We start from the raw sequence: 17,834 nt of genomic DNA, 5'->3' as shown, positions 1-17,834 counted from the left end.
AAGTTATCTCGTGTGTGCGCCATAGCGGCGCGCAACGTAATCTTGAACAATTTGCTGGAACTCTTCGGCGATATGATCACCTTTGAGGGTAACAGTACGCTCTCCGTCTACGAACACTGGCGCAGAAGGCACCTCGCCGGTACCAGGCAGGCTGATACCAATATCAGCATGGCGACTTTCTCCCGGACCATTAACCACGCATCCCATTACGGCAACATTCATGGACTCGACTCCGGGATATTGCGTTTTCCATTTCGGCATTTGATCGCGCAGGTAGGTCTGAATACGATCAGCGAGCTCCTGAAAAACAGTACTGCTTGTGCGACCACAGCCGGGACAAGCGACAACCATGGGAGTAAAGGCCCTCAAACCCATCGTCTGAAGAATCTCCTGGCCCACAATGACCTCGCGGGTCCGATCGCCACCCGGCTCGGGTGTCAAAGAAATCCTGATCGTGTCTCCAATCCCTTCTTGGAGAAGAACACTCAACGCGGCAGTCGAGGCAACGATACCTTTGCTGCCCATGCCAGCTTCGGTCAAACCAAGATGCAGAGGATAATCGCAACGCGCAGCAAGATCCCGATACACCGCAATCAGATCCTGAACATGACTCACCTTGCAGGAAAGAATGATGCCATTGCCTGACAAACCAAGTTCCTTGGCTCGCTCGGCATTACTAATGGCCGATACGACCAGCGCATCTCGCATGACTGCGCGTCCATCTCGAGGCTGAGCCAATTTAACGTTGTCATCCATCATCCTGGCGAGGAGCTCATGATCCAGGCTGCCCCAGTTCACACCAATACGCACAGGTTTTTCATAGCGGCACGCGACCTCGATCATCTGTGCAAAATTATCATCTCGTTTTTTGCCACCACCCATATTGCCGGGGTTGATGCGATATTTGGATAAAGCCTGCGCACAATCAGGAAACTGAGTCAGCAGTTTATGGCCGTTGTAATGAAAGTCTCCTGCCAGAGGCACTGAAACGCCCATGCGGTCAAGCTGCTCACGAATTGCGATGACTTCACGCGCCGCCTCAGGTGTGTTGACAGTGATGCGGACAATTTCAGAGCCGGCTAACGCAAGCTCCTTGACCTGAATCGCGGTAGCAATCGCATCGGCCGTGTCAGTGTTCGTCATGGACTGAACCACAATAGGCGCATCGCCACCAATCCTGACTTTTTGCTGTCCCCAAGCCACCACAACCTGTCGGGTGGGATGACGGGCACGTGGTCCGATAGATGGAGCATGCATCGCGGCGGGCTCGGTGGAGAGAAAGCTCTGGCTCATTGGAATAAGGCCTCGATCCAGTCAGGCACCCACGCGGCAGGCAGCAAACCTTGCCAAATCGCCACACCCAGCACCACGATCACAACTAAAAAAATCAGAACAAACCATGACAGCGCACCCGAATGCGTGACATGCTCGACATGGTGCGCACCAAGCGTACGCGTTGAAGTGTGATTGGCAATACCGCCCTGAACACTTCCAATGCGCGACTGCAACGAGGCCTCCAGAGGCCTCGAATCGATACCCAGAAATTTGGAGTAGCTTCTGATCATGCTCCTCAAAGCCAAACCCTGCGGGAGGCTGTCATAACTCTCGGTCTCAAGCGCTTCGATATGACGCGCCGCATATTTGAGACGAACCGCGACGTCTTGGATGGAGTAACCCTTTGAAACACGCAAGGCACGCAAAGAACCTGCAGAGGTGATCAGCTCCGAAGGCGCTGGAGCAGACTCAGTTTTCAACGGGGTACCAAGCTCCAGCTGACTCATGCTCTTGTCTCCTTGATGGGGATCGTTTTTCTGATAGCCATTTTTTCACTCAGGTTCGTTCGATCCTTGACTTCTCCGGCCAACTGTCCGCACGCTGCATCAATATCGTCACCGCGTGTTTTACGAACAGTGGTCACAATCCCAGCATCCATCAAGTGTTGGGAAAAAATCCTAATACGCTCATTCGAGGACCTTTTCAAACCTGAAGCAGGAAAAGGATTGAAAGGAATGAGATTGAGCTTACAGTGGATGCTGCGCGCAATGTCAACGAGCTGTTTAGCATGCTGATCCGTATCATTCACGCCATCAAGCATCACATATTCAAAAGTAATGAAGTCCCTCGGCGCAAACGCAAGATAACGTTCACAAGCGGCGAGAAGCTCTTTAAGGGGGTACTTTTTATTGAGAGGCACCAGCTCATCGCGCAGCCCATCATTGGGCGCATGCAGAGAAACCGCCAAAGCCACCGGACAATCCTGCGACAGGCGATCCATCATGGGCACAACACCCGATGTAGAGACAGTGACGCGCCTGCGTGACAAACCATACGCATTGTCGTCAAGCATCATGCGCAGCGCGGCAAGCACAGGCTCATAATTAAGCAGTGGCTCACCCATACCCATCATCACAACATTGCTGATCAGACGCGTGTCAGTCGTCACGCTTGCGCTGACGCGCGCAGACGAGAGATCCTGCATCAACTCATGTCGCGCCCACCAAAGCTGGCCAATGATTTCCGCGGCAGTGAGATTTCGGTTGAAGCCCTGGTGACCCGTTGAGCAAAACCTGCAGGCGACATTACAGCCTGCCTGGCTTGAAATACAAAGCGTGCCACGATCGTCCTCAGGGATGAAGACGGACTCGATCGCATTGCCCTGGCCCACATCAAACAACCATTTTCTGGTGCCATCGGCAGAGCGGTGCTGTGTTAGAACGCTGGGAGCCTGAACAACACAAGATTCGGCGAGTTGCGCGCGAAAATCGCGCGCTAGGTCGGTCATGTCGTCGAACTGACTCGTTCCTCGCTGATGCACCCATTTTTGCAATTGCCGGGCACGAAATGGCTTGCCCCCCCACTGCCCCACTAACTGGGTCAGTGCCGGAGCGTCGAGCCCAAGCAGATTGATTGGTTCAGGATGCATGCGCGATGTGCCACGAGCCAGACAACCGAATTAACGGCTGTGGATATTAATTTCAGGGAAAAAGAAAGCGATTTCGGCGCGTGCTGTTTCAGGCGCATCGGAGCCGTGGACAGCATTAGCGTCAATGCTATCGGCGAAATCAGCACGGATCGTGCCTTTCTCTGCTTTCTTGGGATCTGTTGCACCCATCAGATCGCGATTTTTCTGGATGGCGTTCTCGCCTTCGAGCGCCTGAACAAAAACAGGACCAGAAATCATGAAATCAACGAGGTCTTTGAAAAAAGGACGTGCGCTGTGAACAGCGTAAAAACGCTCAGCGTCTGCGCGCGACAAGTGCATCATGCGCGCAGCGATCACTTTCAGGCCTGCGCCTTCAAAGCGGGCAACGATCTGGCCAATGACATTTTTTGCCACGGCATCAGGCTTGATAATCGAGAGGGTACGTTCGACTGACATGTAAAACTCCAATAAATCTCAATAAAAACAGGGACTTTGCTTGTGCTGACCCTAGCCCATGATTCTAGCACGCCACATCTGGCCACAACACCCTAAAATAGCGAGTTATTCGCCTATCGGCGACGCCTTGCGACACTACTTTTCCGGATATTTTGATGAATCAGCCCAACACGACTCCCGATGGGGAACTTTCCAAAAGTTTTGAACCCGCTTCGCTCGAGGCGCGCTGGTATCAGGAATGGGAAAAACGGGGCTATTTTGCAGCGGGTCAGCACACTGCAGGCGGACCGGGTGCAGGCATTCCCTATGCTATACAGTTCCCGCCCCCGAACGTCACTGGCACCCTGCATATGGGTCATGCGTTTAATCAAACCATCATGGACGGCCTGATTCGCTATCACCGTATGCTTGGTCATGACACCGTGTTCGTTCCCGGCACGGATCATGCGGGTATTGCCACCCAGATCGTCGTTGAGCGCCAACTCGATGCCCAAAAAACCTCAAGACACGATCTCGGGCGTGAAAAATTCATTGAAAAAGTCTGGCAATGGAAAGAGCTTTCCGGCAACACCATCACCAGCCAAGTTCGGCGCTTGGGCGCCTCGGCTGACTGGCCGCGCGAGTACTTTACGATGGACAAGCAAATGTCCGCCGGTGTGGTTGAAACCTTTGTGCGCCTCTACAAGCAAGGTTTAATTTATCGCGGCAAACGACTTGTCAACTGGGACCCTAAGCTTCTCACAGCCGTTTCAGATCTGGAAGTGCAATCTGTAGAAACGGATGGCCATCTCTGGCACATCCTCTACCCCTTCGTAGACGGTCCCCAGACGATCACGCATGAAGATGGCACCAAAGAAACCATCCGGGGCATGACGATAGCAACGACCCGCCCCGAAACGATGTTGGCTGATGGTGCCTTATGTGTTCATCCTGAGGATCCGCGCTATCAGCATTTGGTCGGCAAAATGGTCGATCTGCCACTTTGTGACCGTCAAATCCCGATCATCGCGGATGATTTTGTCGATCAGGCTTTTGGTACGGGTTGCGTGAAAATCACTGGGGCGCATGACTTTAACGACTATGCCTGCGCCATGCGTCACAACCTGCCTCTGATTGTGATCTTTACTCTCGATGCAAAAATCAACGATCAGGGCCCTGCACAATTTCGTGGTCTTGACCGCTACGAGGCCCGCAAGGCCGTTGTTAAGGAGCTGGAGAACCAAGGTTTCCTGATCAAGGTCGATGCGCACAAGATGATGCAGCCTCGCGGCGACCGAACCGGCGAGGTTCTTGAGCCCATGCTCACGGACCAATGGTTTGTCGCAATGAGCAAGCCCGCTCCAGCCGACACCCTGCATCCCGGCAAAAGTATTACCGAGGTCGCTCTCGAAGTGGTCGCAAAAGGCGAAGTCGAGTTTTTTCCAAGCAACTGGACAACCACTTACAACCAATGGCTTGAAAATATTCAAGACTGGTGCATCTCGCGTCAACTTTGGTGGGGTCATCAAATTCCGGCTTGGTATGCGCCCGATGGTCAGGTGTTTGTTGCGCATCACGAGCAAGATGCTATACAGCAGGCCCAGGCAGCCGGCGTGCAGGGCCCGCTCGTACGCGATCCGGATGTGTTGGACACTTGGTTTTCTTCTGCGCTTGTCCCCTTCACAACGATGGGCTGGCCTGACAAAACACCTGACTACGAAAAATACCTACCCTCCAGTGTTCTGGTAACGGGTTTTGACATCATTTTCTTCTGGGTGGCCCGGATGGTGATGATGACCACACACCTGACCGGCCAAGTTCCTTTTAAACACGTTTATGTTCATGGCTTGATCCGCGACGCTGAGGGTCAAAAAATGAGCAAGTCCAAAGGAAATACGCTAGATCCGGTCGATCTGATCGATGGCGTGGATCTTGAAACACTTGTCAAAAAACGTACTTTTGGCCTGATGAATCCCAAACAAGCGGGCGCCATCGAAAAAGCGACCCGCCGTCAATTCCCTGATGGTATTCCGGCCTTTGGCAGCGATGCACTACGTTTCACAATGTCCGCTTACGCTACGCTCGGTCGGAACATCAATTTCGATCTGAAACGGTGCGAAGGCTACAGAAATTTTTGCAACAAGCTATGGAATGCCACGCGCTTTGTGCTCATGAACACCGAAGGCCAGGACATGACTCCGGTCGACTCAAACGCCCAGAGTTTTGTTGACAAATGGATCATCAGTCGACTCCAGCAACTTGAACTTGACGTCGCAAAGGGCTTTGCAGACTATCGCTTCGACAATATCGCCAACGCGCTTTATCACTTCGTTTGGGACGAATACTGTGATTGGTATCTTGAGCTCTCAAAGGTACAAATCCAGCAGGGTAGTCCAGACCAACAGCGTGCGACGAGACGCACACTCATTCGGGTATTGGAGGCGATTCTCAGGTTGATGCATCCAATCATGCCATTCATCACAGAAGAGCTTTGGCAAAAGGTTTCCGTCGTGGCAGGCAAGCGCGCGGCAGCGGATGTCACAAGCATTTCCATACAGCCCTTCCCTCAAGCAAATCTGGATGCCATCGATCTGGCAGCTTGCGCGCAAGTCGATCAGCTCAAGGGCCAAGTCGAAGCCGTCCGCGCCTTGCGTGGTGAGATGAACCTCTCGCCTGCGACGCGCGTCCCGCTGATTGCCGAAGGTCCGCAGGAAATGCTGCAACAACATGCCGCATATCTTGCTGCGTTGGCCAAGCTCTCTGGCGTCGAGGTCATGAGCACCCTCCCCGACGATGGCGCTCCTGTTCAGGTCGTTGGCAACACGCGTTTGATGCTGAAAGTCGAAATTGATGTGGCAGCTGAAAAAGTCAGGCTAGACAAAGAAATCGCTCGCCTGGAAGCAGAAATCAATAAGGCGCAGGCCAAACTTTCCAATGAGTCTTTCGTGGCGCGCGCACCTGCCGCTGTCGTCGAGCAGGAGAAAGAGCGCGTCGCCCAATTTGGCGAAACACTCGCTCAGGTCAAGGGGCAGCGGGCTAAATTGAATTGATTCTCGATGGCCAGACTCAATCAAGCGTGAGGTTGCGTGAGGTTGAGACTGGCTAAGAACTTTTCATCCAACGTGGTCAGCAAACCATTTTTGCGAGCCATTGCTAGCAAGTCAGGGCGATTTTTGGCGGTAAGCGCCAGAGATTGCTCCCGTCTCCAACGCGCAATATGTGCGTGATTACCAGACATTAAGACTGCGGGTACGGACTGACCCCACAACACTTCTGGCCTCGTGTAGTGGGGGCTATCCAATAAACCAGACATTGATGCTTGAAAAGAGTCCTGCAGGGATGAATCGCCGTGATTCAAGACACCAGGCATCAGACGCACAGCAGCGTCAATCATCGCCAGGGCTGCAATCTCGCCACCTGATAAAACAAAGTCTCCCAACGACCACTGCTCATCGACACAGTCATCAATAAACCGCTGATCAATTCCCTCGTAACGACCACATACGAATATGGCGCCTTGTGAGTCAGCGAGTCGCGCCGCTTCAGTCTGACTAAAACGCAGACCGACCGGTGATAACAAAATGACTGGTGGTTTATTTGCGGTGACTGACGACTCAGTAGGAGGTGTCGGGCCAGAATCTCTATCTTCTTGAATGGCTAGCAGAGTTTGTTTAAGTGGCTCAGCCAGCATGACCATCCCGGGACCGCCGCCGTAGGGCCTGTCATCGACAGTGCGATGAATATCATGAGTAAAGTCGCGGGGATTCCAGGCATTCAGTTTCCAAATCCCTTGTTGATGTGCACGTCCTGTGACACCCGCGTCACGCACCACACCGAACATATCCGGAAACAAAGTGATGACGTCGATGCGCAACAGAACCTCCTAGAGATCAAGCGGCCAGTCGGTTTCGATTCGACGTGATGCAATATCTACATGCTGAACATGCGCCGCGACAAATGGCACCAAGATTTCTTGCAGGCGCCCTTTGGCGTCTAGACAGAGCTGTGGTACATGGTCTGCAGTTGGGGACTGATCCCCGTCAATTGTCATTCTCTGAACACGCAGAATTGCGTGCGCACCGTTATCGACAACCTCTTCTACTATCCCTGCTAACTGCCCGTCGCTGAATACAAAACACCCGACCAGATCAACCCAGTAGAACTCATCTGCCTGGGCTTTGGGAAAGTATTGCCGAGAGACATGAACGGTATAGCCGCGCAAAGACTCAGCCACATCACGGTCGCCCACGTGCTCAAGGTCAGCTACGACAGTGGAACCTTGGGGTCTGGATTGTTTAACTGCGTGGGGACGAAATGCAACAGCGTGTTGAGTCCCAGTACCGGGAGACGCAGGCAAAGCAGGTGGCGCAAGCCACCAGACAGGCGCAGCTCGCAAGACCAAACCTTGCGCAGAATGCGGCTGTACTTTAACCCAACCTCGCACACCATAGGCTGACACAATACGACCCAATTCAATCAAATCGTTCGGCGCCTGTTGAGCGCCTATGTCAGCCATGGATGCGCTGCGAAGTCAGACAAAAGACTCTATCAAGCCGCAGTTGCGACTTTTGCAGAGAAGTCTTTAACCAGACGGGCAACCGCTGGGGACAACTGTGCACCCACTCCTGTCCAGTGCTGGACACGGTCTAAAGCAATACGAAGACGCTCTTCGTTTGCATTTGCAACTGGGTTGTAAAAACCAACGCGCTCAATGAAACGACCATCACGACGATCACGGGAATCAGTCGCCACGAGGTTGTAAAAAGGACGTTTCTTGGAGCCGCCACGGGCCAGGCGAATCACCACCATACGTAATCCCTTGAAAATGTTCAGTAAAGCCAAAGAGTATAGCACTAAACAATGAATAAACACCGTTTATTTCAATCTACGCTCTAAATAATGCGTCACACTACCTGTCTCGTCAACCTGTGCCAACAAAAGGTTGCCAGTTTGTTTACAAAACGCTTGGAAATCCCGCACTGCGCCCCGATCGGTGGTAATGACTCGCAACACCTGACCAGGGGATAACGTAGCCAAAGCTTTCTTAGCCTTCAAAATGGGAAGCGGACATGCCAGTCCAGTCGCATCAACGGTCTCATCGTACGAAGAGGGAATGGACTGCTGCCCTTGCATAGAACCCGTTACGTTCATTTTGACTCAATCCAGGCCTTCACGCTGGCCAGGCTGGCGGGTAATGCTTTCACATCGGTACCGCCTCCCATCGCCATATCAGGACGCCCACCACCCTTGCCACCTAGCTGGCCAGCCACAAAACCCACAAGATCCCCAGCTTTGATTTTGTTACTCAAATCAGCCGTCACCCCTGCGACCAGGCTAATTTTCCCGTCTGCGGAGATCGCTGCAAGCAGAACAACCGCGGACTTGAGTCGATCCTTAAGCTGATCGACCATTGAACGTAGGTCCTTGGGATCGACCCCTTTGACCTCTGTCACAAGCAGCTTGAAACCCGCAGGCATGTCAACAGCTGATTCTGTCAGGGCAAGACCTGCATTAGAAGCGAGCTTTGCGCGAGCATGCTCGAGATCTTTTTCTACGGACTTAAGCTGCTCTTGCAAGAGAGCAATACGCTCGGGCAACTCCGATGCTTGGGTTTTCAATGCGGTCGCCGCACGCTGCATCGTCGCATTCAAGTTTTGTACCCACGCCAAGGCGTTAGAGCCAGTGACGGCCTCAATCCGCCGCACGCCAGCCGCCACCCCGCCCTCGGCCACTACTTTAAACAGCCCGATGTCACCGGTCCGCGCAACGTGCGTACCGCCGCACAGCTCTCTGGAAAAACCAATATCCAAGACGCGGACGCTATCGCCATATTTCTCTCCAAAGAGTGCCATCGCGCCACCTTTGACAGCATCGTCATAAGACATTGTCTGAGCAACCGCAGCTTGGTTTTTCAAAACCTCGGCGTTGACAATCGCCTCAACGCGGGCGATTTCATCCTCGCTCATTGGCGCATCATGGGCAAAGTCAAAACGTGTTTTCTCACCATCAACCAAAGAGCCACGTTGCTGGACGTGACCGCCCAGCACTTCTCGCAAGGCTTTATGCATCAAATGGGTCGCAGAGTGATTGCGAACAGTACGGGCACGCTGTTCGGCATCAACAGTCGCTGTAACCGCATCACCGATGGATAACGCTCCTGATGAAAGCCGTCCGTGGTGACCAAACACTCCGGGCTGAATCTTTTGGGTATCCAACACCTCAAACACTGCGCCGCTCGCAGTCAAGCTACCGGTGTCGCCCACCTGACCGCCGGACTCCGCGAAAAAAGGCGTGGTATCAAGCACGACAATCGCTTCCTGCCCTGCGGTCAGACGGTCAACAGAAGCACCACCCAAATAAAGCGCCAAGACCTTGGCAGGACGCTGCAAATGCTCGTAGCCTTCAAAAACAGTTTGTGCGCCGGAATATGACAGCCCCTCGACCATTTTGAACTTGCCAGCAGCACGCGCCTGATCTCTCTGACGCTCCATCGCGACCTCAAAGCCTGCATGGTCAACGTCGACACCGCGCTCTCGACAAATATCCGCAGTCAAATCGACCGGAAAGCCATATGTGTCATAGAGGGTGAATAGCGTATTGCCATCCAACACCTGGGCGTGATCCTTTTTGGCAGCCGGCAAAACCGCAAGCGCCGCATCAAGGATTTTCATCCCGTTCTCCAGGGTTTCTCCAAAACGCTCTTCTTCTTGGCGCAAGACCTGTTCAACACGGGCGGCGTTATTGGTCAACTCAGGGTAAGCCTCTCCCATTTGTTTAACAAGGTCGGCCACCATGCGATGGAAAAATGGCTTGGTTTGACCAAGTTTGTAACCATGACGCAGCGCCCGACGAATGATACGACGCAACACGTAGCCTCTGCCCTCGTTACTCGGAATCACACCGTCCACGACCAGGAAACAACATGCCCGGATATGATCGGCAATCACTTTGAGGGAGTTATTGGATAAATCTTTGCAGCCCGTCTCACGCGCAGCGGCTGCAATCAAGGCCACGAACAGATCAATTTCATAGTTGGAGTGGACGTGTTGCAGGACAGCGGCAATCCGCTCAAGACCCATACCCGTATCGACACACGGCTTGGGTAGAGGCGTTAAATTACCCGCCGCATCCCGCTCAAACTGCATAAAAACCAGATTCCAGATCTCAATGTAGCGATCGCCGTCTTCTTCGGGAGATCCTGGAGGTCCACCCCAGATGTCTGCACCGTGATCGTAGAAAATCTCCGTGCAGGGTCCGCAAGGTCCAGTATCGGCCATTTGCCAAAAGTTATCCGAGGCATAGCGGGCACCTTTGTTGTCGCCGATGCGAATGATACGCTGGGGCGGCACACCGATTTCCTTTTCCCAGATCGCGTAGGCTTCGTCATCCTCTTGATAGACCGTTACCCAAAGCTTTTCCTTTGGCAAACCATATACGCCGGTGAGCATCTCCCAGGCAAAGGCGATGGCATCGCGCTTGAAATAATCACCGAAGCTGAAATTGCCGAGCATTTCAAAGAAGGTGTGATGACGAGCCGTGTAGCCTACATTTTCCAGGTCGTTGTGTTTTCCACCAGCGCGTACGCTGCGCTGAGAAGAAGTCGCCCTTTTGTAGGGACGAGAATCTTTGCCAGTGAATACGTCTTTAAACTGCACCATCCCGGAGTTGGTGAACAACAATGTGGGATCATTGCCTGGCACCAATGACGATGAAGGCACGATTGTGTGCCCTTTGGACTGGAAAAATTGCAAGAATTTCTGACGGATTTCGGTCGTTTTCATCGTGCGGCATCAAAGGAGGAAAAAAGACGAGCGGGATAGAAATACAGGTCCCCTCTCAGGCTAAGTAGTCGATTATACGGGCATGCGACGCCCGGTAAAAGCTTCAGTCCAGACATACAAACGTGTGGAACTCGTTGTCAGACTGATGGGGCGAGCGCCACACAGCCATCAGTTGCGGGACGTAGCCCGGTGGACAAGAACAGTCACCCGTCAAGGGATTGCGACGATCAATATTCAAACCTCCAAACATATCGCACCTGAAACCCGAGTGAATAATGAAATGTCCTCCCCACATCTTTGCACTTCGCTGCCATTTACCGGCCTGACAAATCAACAGTCCTCCGCCTTGTGCCTGCGCAAGAAGGCCTTGACCTTCGCACGCATCTCCCGTACTAGCGACCGCGCCAAGTTGAAGATGTCCTGCGCTGCGAATTCGATCGGAAGCAACAATCTCCCCACCCGCATGTATAGAGGCTTTAGTAGAAATAGGTCCGTTCGCCGAAATAGCGCCTCCTGACGTCATCGATCCACCCGAGCTAAACGCACCGTCCGTTTTAATCGACCCCGCAGCGTGGATGTTTCCTTGTGATGAAATGCTGCCTCCAGCGGCTAACCTTCCTTTTACCTGCAGGTCAGCGCCAAGATGCACATCCCTTCTTTCGCCTTGCCTCAAAAAACTCACCTGCGCACTCGAGTCATAAAAACTGTGAAGCACGATTGAACCGATTGGCAAAGCTGAAGATCCTGAAACAGGCGGATTGGGTAGATCCATGGTTGGCCCCCTGACCCGCAGAGGCAAGAGCTGGGAAACACTGGCCCCCTGTCCGCCAAATGAAGCCAAAATTTTCCCTATCCGGCTCAAATTGGCTGCCTGCTCCGATTGCAGCGACTGAGGCTTAACGATCGTCAAGGCCTCTAACTTGCAGCCCAGAGTCAAACACAAACCTGTCGGTTTAAGGATAGTGATACTGATGTCATACCCCAAAGGTGGACGTTTGGAGAAACCGCTCGCCAAATGCCCAGCCTGAATCAGCTCCTGAACAGTAGGATGCCAAATATCGCCGTATTGCTGAGAGGATTCGTTGGCGACTGAAATACCTGTTAGGTAATCCCCCTGACGAACCAGCATCTGATCGACAGATGCCTTGACAGACACCAACCACTGCCCCATCGCCTCAGATGCTGCGTCTTCGGACTGTTGCACCCAAGACGTCGCCGACCACACACCGATCAGAGATGTGATGGCCGTGACCACAATCATCTCAAATAGCGAAAAACCATATTGACTCGAACGCATCAGCGAATCACAAACTCGAACACATTGCGGTCACCGCTTAGGCACTGTGCGTCAGCCAGCAAAGGATCATAGGCGGCAGCCGGTTGGTGCGATGTGTTTTTAACCATGACAGGCCCTCCCGCACCGGAAATCGTAACGACTTCTGCGATGCGTTGCAAAATAGAGGCCAGACCCGGACACGCCGCATGATTCACATCATTTAAAGTCAGCAAAAAAGCCGAGCCAATAGGGGCTCCCGACAATGCATAAGGTGCCACGCGAACCACGCCGCGACCTGAAACACCCGGACCGCCTAGACCATGGGCAACATTCGCGCTCGCGCCTTCGCCAGACACCGCCACGACACTGGAACCACGCAACGCGTTTGCAAGCACCCTAGTATCAACGCCTGCGTAGGGACTTGCGCCAAATCCGTTGGTCGTGACCTTCAGACGTGCGACAAAACGCTGCAACTCCTCAGCAACCCTCGGAACTTTACTTTCAACAACATAACCCTGTATGGCTGGAATACCAACAATGGCAAGCAACATCATGATCGTCGTGACAATCGAAATTTCAATGAGAGAGAATCCCTTTTGACGCTGCAAAACCCCAGTAAAAAGTCCCTGTTGGTATGCGCGGGGAGAACACTCAGGACGCACACTGTAATGGATACCAACTGATTCAATATGATGAGACATGAAATAGTGACCTATAGAAAAATGAAAAACTGTGTTTCTAGTTAAACGCTTCAATGAACCGATGTTGCCGCATGAAAATCACAGGGTTCGAGCGAACATTTCTGCCTTAGCGGGAATAATGCAAACTCAACGCCTGTCTGAGTTCTTCAAACACTTGGACGTGCCAAAAAGCAATACCCAAGACAATCGATAGCGCGAGTAACAACAGACACCACCTTAAAAAAAGTGCTTGTGAATGGATGCGTCTCATTGCATGCGCTTCGGTTCTGATTCGAGTTCGTATCAAGGCCTCGTCCAAACCAAGTGTTTGAATCAAATCTGTGAAATACCACCATATCTCTGAGTCAATCAGACCAGTATCCATCGCCTCAATGGCATGCGAGCCCAAATCCAGGCGCGTCACCATCGCGTATAAATGTTTTAAAAACCATGGTGAAGCGCCATGCACTTGCAAGAATATCGCCTCTCGTAAACGAGAGCTCTGATGACGACCTGGGCTGAGAGTCACAGCCAATAATGCAATAAATCGCACCGTTTGCACGCGCCTATAGAACGCCCACGGGCCAAACTGATCAGCAAAGACACGCAATGGTCCAGTCCAATTTGCGAAAGATCCACTGAAAACAACCGCAAAGCAAACCATCAGGAATGCGACAAACGGCCATGCCGTACTGAGCCAGTCAGCCGTCGCAAACAAGGCTTGGGTCCAGCTTGAATAGTATTCAGTAGGCACTGAAGCGAACGCTTGCCTCAGTTGTTTAACTGTAAAGAAAGGGATCGATAATATTGAACCCAGTGCCATCAATAATCCAGCGACGCCGACAAATGCTGTTGTCACTAAAAGACTGACTGCGCGATCGACTAGCCTGACGACTTCAGCAAGCTGCCTGAGTGTCCGCGTCAGTGCGTGCGCACCCGCATATTGTGCCGAGCGAATGGCAAGCAAATCCTCTGTTGGCAAGCTACCATGCCAGGTGGTAAATAAATCACCACCTGTTTGGGGAAATCGGTCAAGCCACACGCGCGACAAAAAACTGCGAGCCCGACTCGATGCATGACGTGCCGCGTCGTCTTGAAAAATAGTTTGAAGTGTTTTTGTGCCCAGCGTGGCTTCAATTAAATCAGCCAAATACTCGTAATAATCAGCTCGCTGAGATCTGAAAGCTTTTGCAGCAATCCACAATTTTGTTCGAAACCAAAACGTGCGCCACCGAATCAGCCTTAGGGAAACGATCCAGTCATAAACTGACATGTGGTCGTTCCCCGGAAAAGTCAGTCGAGCCAAAAAACTGTTCAACCACTCTCGGATCGATTAGCCCTTTCCAAACTTTGAAGAGCGCGCACTGTCTGGCACTTTTCCCCGCCATATCTTCATCGATTAATGCCCTGCGCGGCCGTTGTTCAAACCAACGGTGCAATAACAAGCCGTCCTGCTGTAGAAGACCAGTCAAAAATTCCGGCTCCTCTGACGGCTCGATCAGCTCGGCGGCAACAGTTCGACCCAAAATGCCAAGCGAGTCCGACCACCCATTCGCACAGCGTGCGCACCCTGCAAGAGAGCGAAACCTCAGTCGATCTCTTGACAGCCCAAACTGCTCCTCCAGCTCACTTACCCAAGCCTCCCGCCATGCATCTGATCGAGCACGATTGAGTGCGCACCGCCATACACCGGTCTGGACGACTTGCTCGTAGCGTAGTGCGCACCCTTGGCACAGCAGCGGTAGCAAGCACTGAAACACCAGCAACTTGAGGATGCCAGGCGTGGCGAGCAAATCTCTGGGAACGCCTATGAAGCTAGAGGCTAAACGCGCGGGAATCCAGAGGGCCGATCCTGCGTGCACGGTCGTATAGATGCTGACCCCTGAACCAGCTAGATCTGAAAAAGCACGACCACCCGCTGCATCTCTGATTTCACCGATCAGCAAATCGTTCATCGCAGAGCGTTTGAATGCTTTAATTTTATTGTCGAACACACCCAGTTCATTTTCATCGTTTGATCTGGAAACCGTATTTTGCAAAGCATTCGGAATCAGATATTCAGCCGGATCTTCAAGTGTCACAATCTTTCTATGCGCTGGAATTTCACGCATTAACGTAGCAAGCGTGGTGGATTTACCAGATCCGACCGTCCCTGCAAGAACAATGGCACCACCCTGTTTCATACTCGCCCTTCTGAGAGCGGATATCTGGGTATCCAAATATCCAAGTTGCGAGAGTTCAGGGGTTAAATCCGTCGAGTCCTGAATCAATACACGTAAACAGACAGAAGGCCCCTGATCAGTCGCAAGGGAAGCCCAACGCAGACAAACACGTTGCCCATCAAGCTCACGACTCACACGCCCTTGCTGCTCAATGGTAGGATCGAACACCGCGCCATTGCCACCTGCCACCTCCATCCAGGTGACCGCGAGCATCGCCATCATTGTTGCGGTTGGAAGCCTTGCATAGAGATCCGGACAAACATAGCGCCCATCTATCGTGAACATCACAGCTGACTCGCTCTGATCGCGTCTCACATTGAAGTGAATGTCGCTTGCCCGCTGTCGAAGCCCCCAGATCAAAATAGCATTCATCGCCAACACCAGCGCGCTCGAGCTAGATGAGGCATCTGGCAGATTGGGATTTATCATCGCTGATTTTCGTACCGATTTTGATACTGCAATAAGCAGCGCAGCTGAAAGCACGAACAGTGGTGTCGCATTCAAGCGATACCCACGTTGCTTAAGCAGTTGAACAAGAGCAAGCGTCTGATCATCGTGATAGTGTTGCCTCAAAACGAATACCGCTGCTGAACCGTCACTCAGAAGCACCGGACACATTCGACTCATGAGACTCAGCACCTCAAGCTCTTTAACTAAGGTTCGCATAATCTTGGGAACTAAGCGCTCTAGCTCGTCTTGCGTTCGAATTTCCCATGGCGTGTTCTCTACTGCCAAGACACCCTGTATTTTCATGGCCGTACCTGCCCCAGACATAACACCTCTGGCGTTTCCAATTTTTTCAAATGGATGCAAGGCGGTGCAATCCGCTCAAGTGTGTATTGAACCGATCGACCCGTAACAGGTTTAACTTGTCGATTTTTAAAAACATGGGGCTCCGCATCAAGTAAAACCTCCGCAGTCAGTGATTGTCCAACACCATAGATAGCCAGCAAAATATTTTCTGTGACTAGATGGGTGACAGGACCAGGCTGCGAAAGATTACCCACAACATTCTTTCTTGCGGCAAGCAAGGCCGCTTGGGTATCCAATTGCAAAAGCTCCTGCACTACATTTGGTTCAGAAGATCTTGTTTCGTTTGCCTCTGCGCTTTGGATCCATAATGCTGTCAATACAATCACAACAGGCATTCTCAACCGCACGATCCAAATTGAAGCAAACATATCACCGTTGTATTTATTCGGAAATTTCAAATACTTCTCCATTCAGGCTAACGATTAGCTCACTTCGACTGACACCCTGTCCCTCAGGCATACCCAAATCAAGTTGCACGCTGCGCCAGCGAACAGGTATCGTGAGTCCTTTTAATGCGGATAACGAACGTAAAGGACCTTTAATCGCAAGCATCCTTCGCTTTAAAGGCTTGATTGATGATGGTCTCGCCAATGCCACACCCATTTGACTTAAGGGGGCATGCAACAGGACTGGCGAACCTGAACCTATCTGTATGGATTGAAAAACTGGTGCGACACTTTGCAGATAACTCAACCAGGTTTTGAAAGGAACCGTTTGAGGTACAGGCTCAAAAATACTGGCGGCATCCGTCACACTCCATCTCAAGATGCCATGATCAAAATCGCTAAATTCCGCGATCCAACCCTCTGGCTTTGCGGCATCCAACTGCTCGCTCATCGCAAGTTTTTTCATGCGCTGATATCGAGCGGCACAATGCCAGTCCATTCCCAGGGGTTCACACAGGACCTGTTTGAGTGTCCACCCACCCGGACTCAGCGGCGCCTGATGCCACGCAGCCACGACTTTAAATAACTGGTCGGCATGGTGTACAGGATGTTTGTTTGAAAAGTCTTGAAGCACTTGCTGCCAACGCTCGTCAGCATGATCTTCCGGTAGAGGTAAAGCCTGATGGCTCGGACGATCTAACCATAGCCAACCACATATCGTGATAACGAATGAGAGACAAACTAACTGGATGAATCGGCTATTTTGTCTGGTCATTTTTTCCAGACGCGCTTGAGGGTTGATACGCTTGAGTATCCAATCGGATACCCCATCCTCTCCTAAATATTCAGTATGAAGCACACGCATTGCTGGAAATCTTTCTTTCAAACCAAGCAGTGCCGCTTCAGCCTCAACAAGGGTTGAGTACCATCGATCAGTTTGCGCCAAGACCAAACCTGAGTTCACAGCAACGAACCAGTAACCTTTTTCTGGGACAGACCAAATGGCTGCAATCACGCCTTCAGGATGTGCGAGAGCGAATAGTGCTGCCGCAGCGTAAGCTGCACGCACGGATTCGGATCGCCTTTCTCCATCGCCTGACGATTGATAACGAATCACGCCATATCCGACTACAGCAGCCAAACTGCCCATGACTACAAAATGTGTCGCACCTGCCGCACGCGCACGTTGCCTACCTAGCTTTTCCGGTAAACCTCCTACCAGTGGCGTCCAGTCTAGTGCGAACACGAGATCGGTGCCTTCAGAATACGACACGACACATGCCTCAGACTGAGCACTCGAAGATAAACTGCAAGGCAT

The 17,834-nt window shown here is 52.1% G+C and carries 16 protein-coding genes; 1 reads left to right on the top strand and 15 read right to left on the bottom strand.

Annotated elements, in window-relative coordinates:
* Positions 1 to 3: 3 nt before the first annotated feature.
* Genes ispG through ndk form a run of 4 tightly spaced genes read right to left on the bottom strand, consistent with a single transcriptional unit; the run spans position 4 to position 3,379 of the window.
* Complete coding sequence (ispG, locus tag QWY27_RS12545; protein ID WP_290198743.1) at positions 4 to 1,257, bottom strand: flavodoxin-dependent (E)-4-hydroxy-3-methylbut-2-enyl-diphosphate synthase; 1,254 nt, start codon at positions 1,255 to 1,257, stop codon at positions 4 to 6.
* 32 nt (positions 1,258 to 1,289) lie between these two features.
* Positions 1,290 to 1,781: a helix-turn-helix domain-containing protein gene (locus QWY27_RS12540; protein WP_290198719.1), complete on the bottom strand. Its 492-nt coding sequence runs from the start codon at positions 1,779 to 1,781 to the stop codon at positions 1,290 to 1,292.
* Positions 1,778 to 2,923: a dual-specificity RNA methyltransferase RlmN gene (gene rlmN, locus QWY27_RS12535; RefSeq protein ID WP_290198718.1), complete on the bottom strand. Its 1,146-nt coding sequence runs from the start codon at positions 2,921 to 2,923 to the stop codon at positions 1,778 to 1,780. Before rlmN ends, QWY27_RS12540 begins: the two co-directional genes overlap by 4 nt.
* Before the next feature lie 30 nt (positions 2,924 to 2,953).
* Positions 2,954 to 3,379, bottom strand: a complete 426-nt coding sequence (gene ndk, locus QWY27_RS12530; protein WP_290198717.1) for a nucleoside-diphosphate kinase — start codon at positions 3,377 to 3,379, stop codon at positions 2,954 to 2,956.
* A gap of 155 nt (positions 3,380 to 3,534) precedes the next feature.
* On the opposite strand from ndk, the gene QWY27_RS12525 reads away from it, so the two are divergent.
* The gene (locus QWY27_RS12525) at positions 3,535 to 6,408 is read left to right on the top strand and encodes a valine--tRNA ligase (RefSeq protein ID WP_290198716.1); all 2,874 of its coding nucleotides are present in this window, start codon (positions 3,535 to 3,537) and stop codon (positions 6,406 to 6,408) included.
* A 20-nt stretch (positions 6,409 to 6,428) separates the two neighbouring features.
* On the opposite strand, the gene trmD is transcribed toward QWY27_RS12525, so the two are convergent.
* The 11 genes from trmD to QWY27_RS12470 all read right to left on the bottom strand — a co-directional run bounded on the left by trmD (position 6,429) and on the right by QWY27_RS12470 (position 17,834).
* Positions 6,429 to 7,232 carry a tRNA (guanosine(37)-N1)-methyltransferase TrmD gene (gene trmD, locus QWY27_RS12520; protein WP_290198715.1) on the bottom strand — a complete coding sequence of 268 codons (804 nt, stop codon included), beginning with the start codon at positions 7,230 to 7,232 and terminating at the stop codon, positions 6,429 to 6,431.
* 9 nt (positions 7,233 to 7,241) lie between these two features.
* Positions 7,242 to 7,874 (bottom strand): ribosome maturation factor RimM, encoded by a 633-nt coding sequence (gene rimM / locus QWY27_RS12515; RefSeq protein ID WP_290198714.1) that lies wholly within the window; start codon positions 7,872 to 7,874, stop codon positions 7,242 to 7,244.
* A 32-nt stretch (positions 7,875 to 7,906) separates the two neighbouring features.
* Complete coding sequence (rpsP, locus tag QWY27_RS12510; RefSeq protein ID WP_290198742.1) at positions 7,907 to 8,167, bottom strand: 30S ribosomal protein S16; 261 nt, start codon at positions 8,165 to 8,167, stop codon at positions 7,907 to 7,909.
* Positions 8,168 to 8,233: 66 nt separating this feature from the next.
* Entirely contained in the window at positions 8,234 to 8,509 is a 276-nt protein-coding gene (locus tag QWY27_RS12505; RefSeq protein ID WP_290198713.1) for a sulfurtransferase TusA family protein, read from the bottom strand.
* Positions 8,506 to 11,139, bottom strand: coding sequence for an alanine--tRNA ligase (gene alaS, locus QWY27_RS12500; RefSeq protein ID WP_290198712.1), 2,634 nt, complete (start codon positions 11,137 to 11,139; stop codon positions 8,506 to 8,508). Before alaS ends, QWY27_RS12505 begins: the two co-directional genes overlap by 4 nt.
* A 103-nt stretch (positions 11,140 to 11,242) precedes the next feature.
* Complete coding sequence (locus QWY27_RS12495; RefSeq protein WP_290198711.1) at positions 11,243 to 12,436, bottom strand: hypothetical protein; 1,194 nt, start codon at positions 12,434 to 12,436, stop codon at positions 11,243 to 11,245.
* Positions 12,436 to 13,116, bottom strand: a complete 681-nt coding sequence (locus QWY27_RS12490) for a prepilin-type N-terminal cleavage/methylation domain-containing protein (protein ID WP_290198710.1) — start codon at positions 13,114 to 13,116, stop codon at positions 12,436 to 12,438. The genes QWY27_RS12495 and QWY27_RS12490 overlap by 1 nt, the downstream gene beginning before the upstream one ends.
* Positions 13,117 to 13,222: 106 nt before the next feature.
* Positions 13,223 to 14,368, bottom strand: a complete 1,146-nt coding sequence (locus tag QWY27_RS12485; RefSeq protein WP_290198709.1) for a general secretion pathway protein — start codon at positions 14,366 to 14,368, stop codon at positions 13,223 to 13,225.
* Positions 14,355 to 16,070 carry an ATPase, T2SS/T4P/T4SS family gene (locus QWY27_RS12480; protein ID WP_290198708.1) on the bottom strand — a complete coding sequence of 572 codons (1,716 nt, stop codon included), beginning with the start codon at positions 16,068 to 16,070 and terminating at the stop codon, positions 14,355 to 14,357. The genes QWY27_RS12485 and QWY27_RS12480 overlap by 14 nt, the downstream gene beginning before the upstream one ends.
* Positions 16,067 to 16,528, bottom strand: a complete 462-nt coding sequence (locus QWY27_RS12475) for a hypothetical protein (protein ID WP_290198707.1) — start codon at positions 16,526 to 16,528, stop codon at positions 16,067 to 16,069. Before QWY27_RS12475 ends, QWY27_RS12480 begins: the two co-directional genes overlap by 4 nt.
* Positions 16,512 to 17,834 (bottom strand): type IV pilus inner membrane component PilO, encoded by a 1,323-nt coding sequence (locus QWY27_RS12470; protein WP_290198706.1) that lies wholly within the window; start codon positions 17,832 to 17,834, stop codon positions 16,512 to 16,514. The genes QWY27_RS12475 and QWY27_RS12470 overlap by 17 nt, the downstream gene beginning before the upstream one ends.

Source organism: Zwartia vadi (assembly GCF_030410375.1).
GTDB lineage: Bacteria > Pseudomonadota > Gammaproteobacteria > Burkholderiales > Burkholderiaceae_B > Zwartia > Zwartia vadi.
The sequence above is the reverse complement of the archived record's forward strand: the minus strand, read 5'-3'. Positions and strand labels throughout refer to the sequence as shown.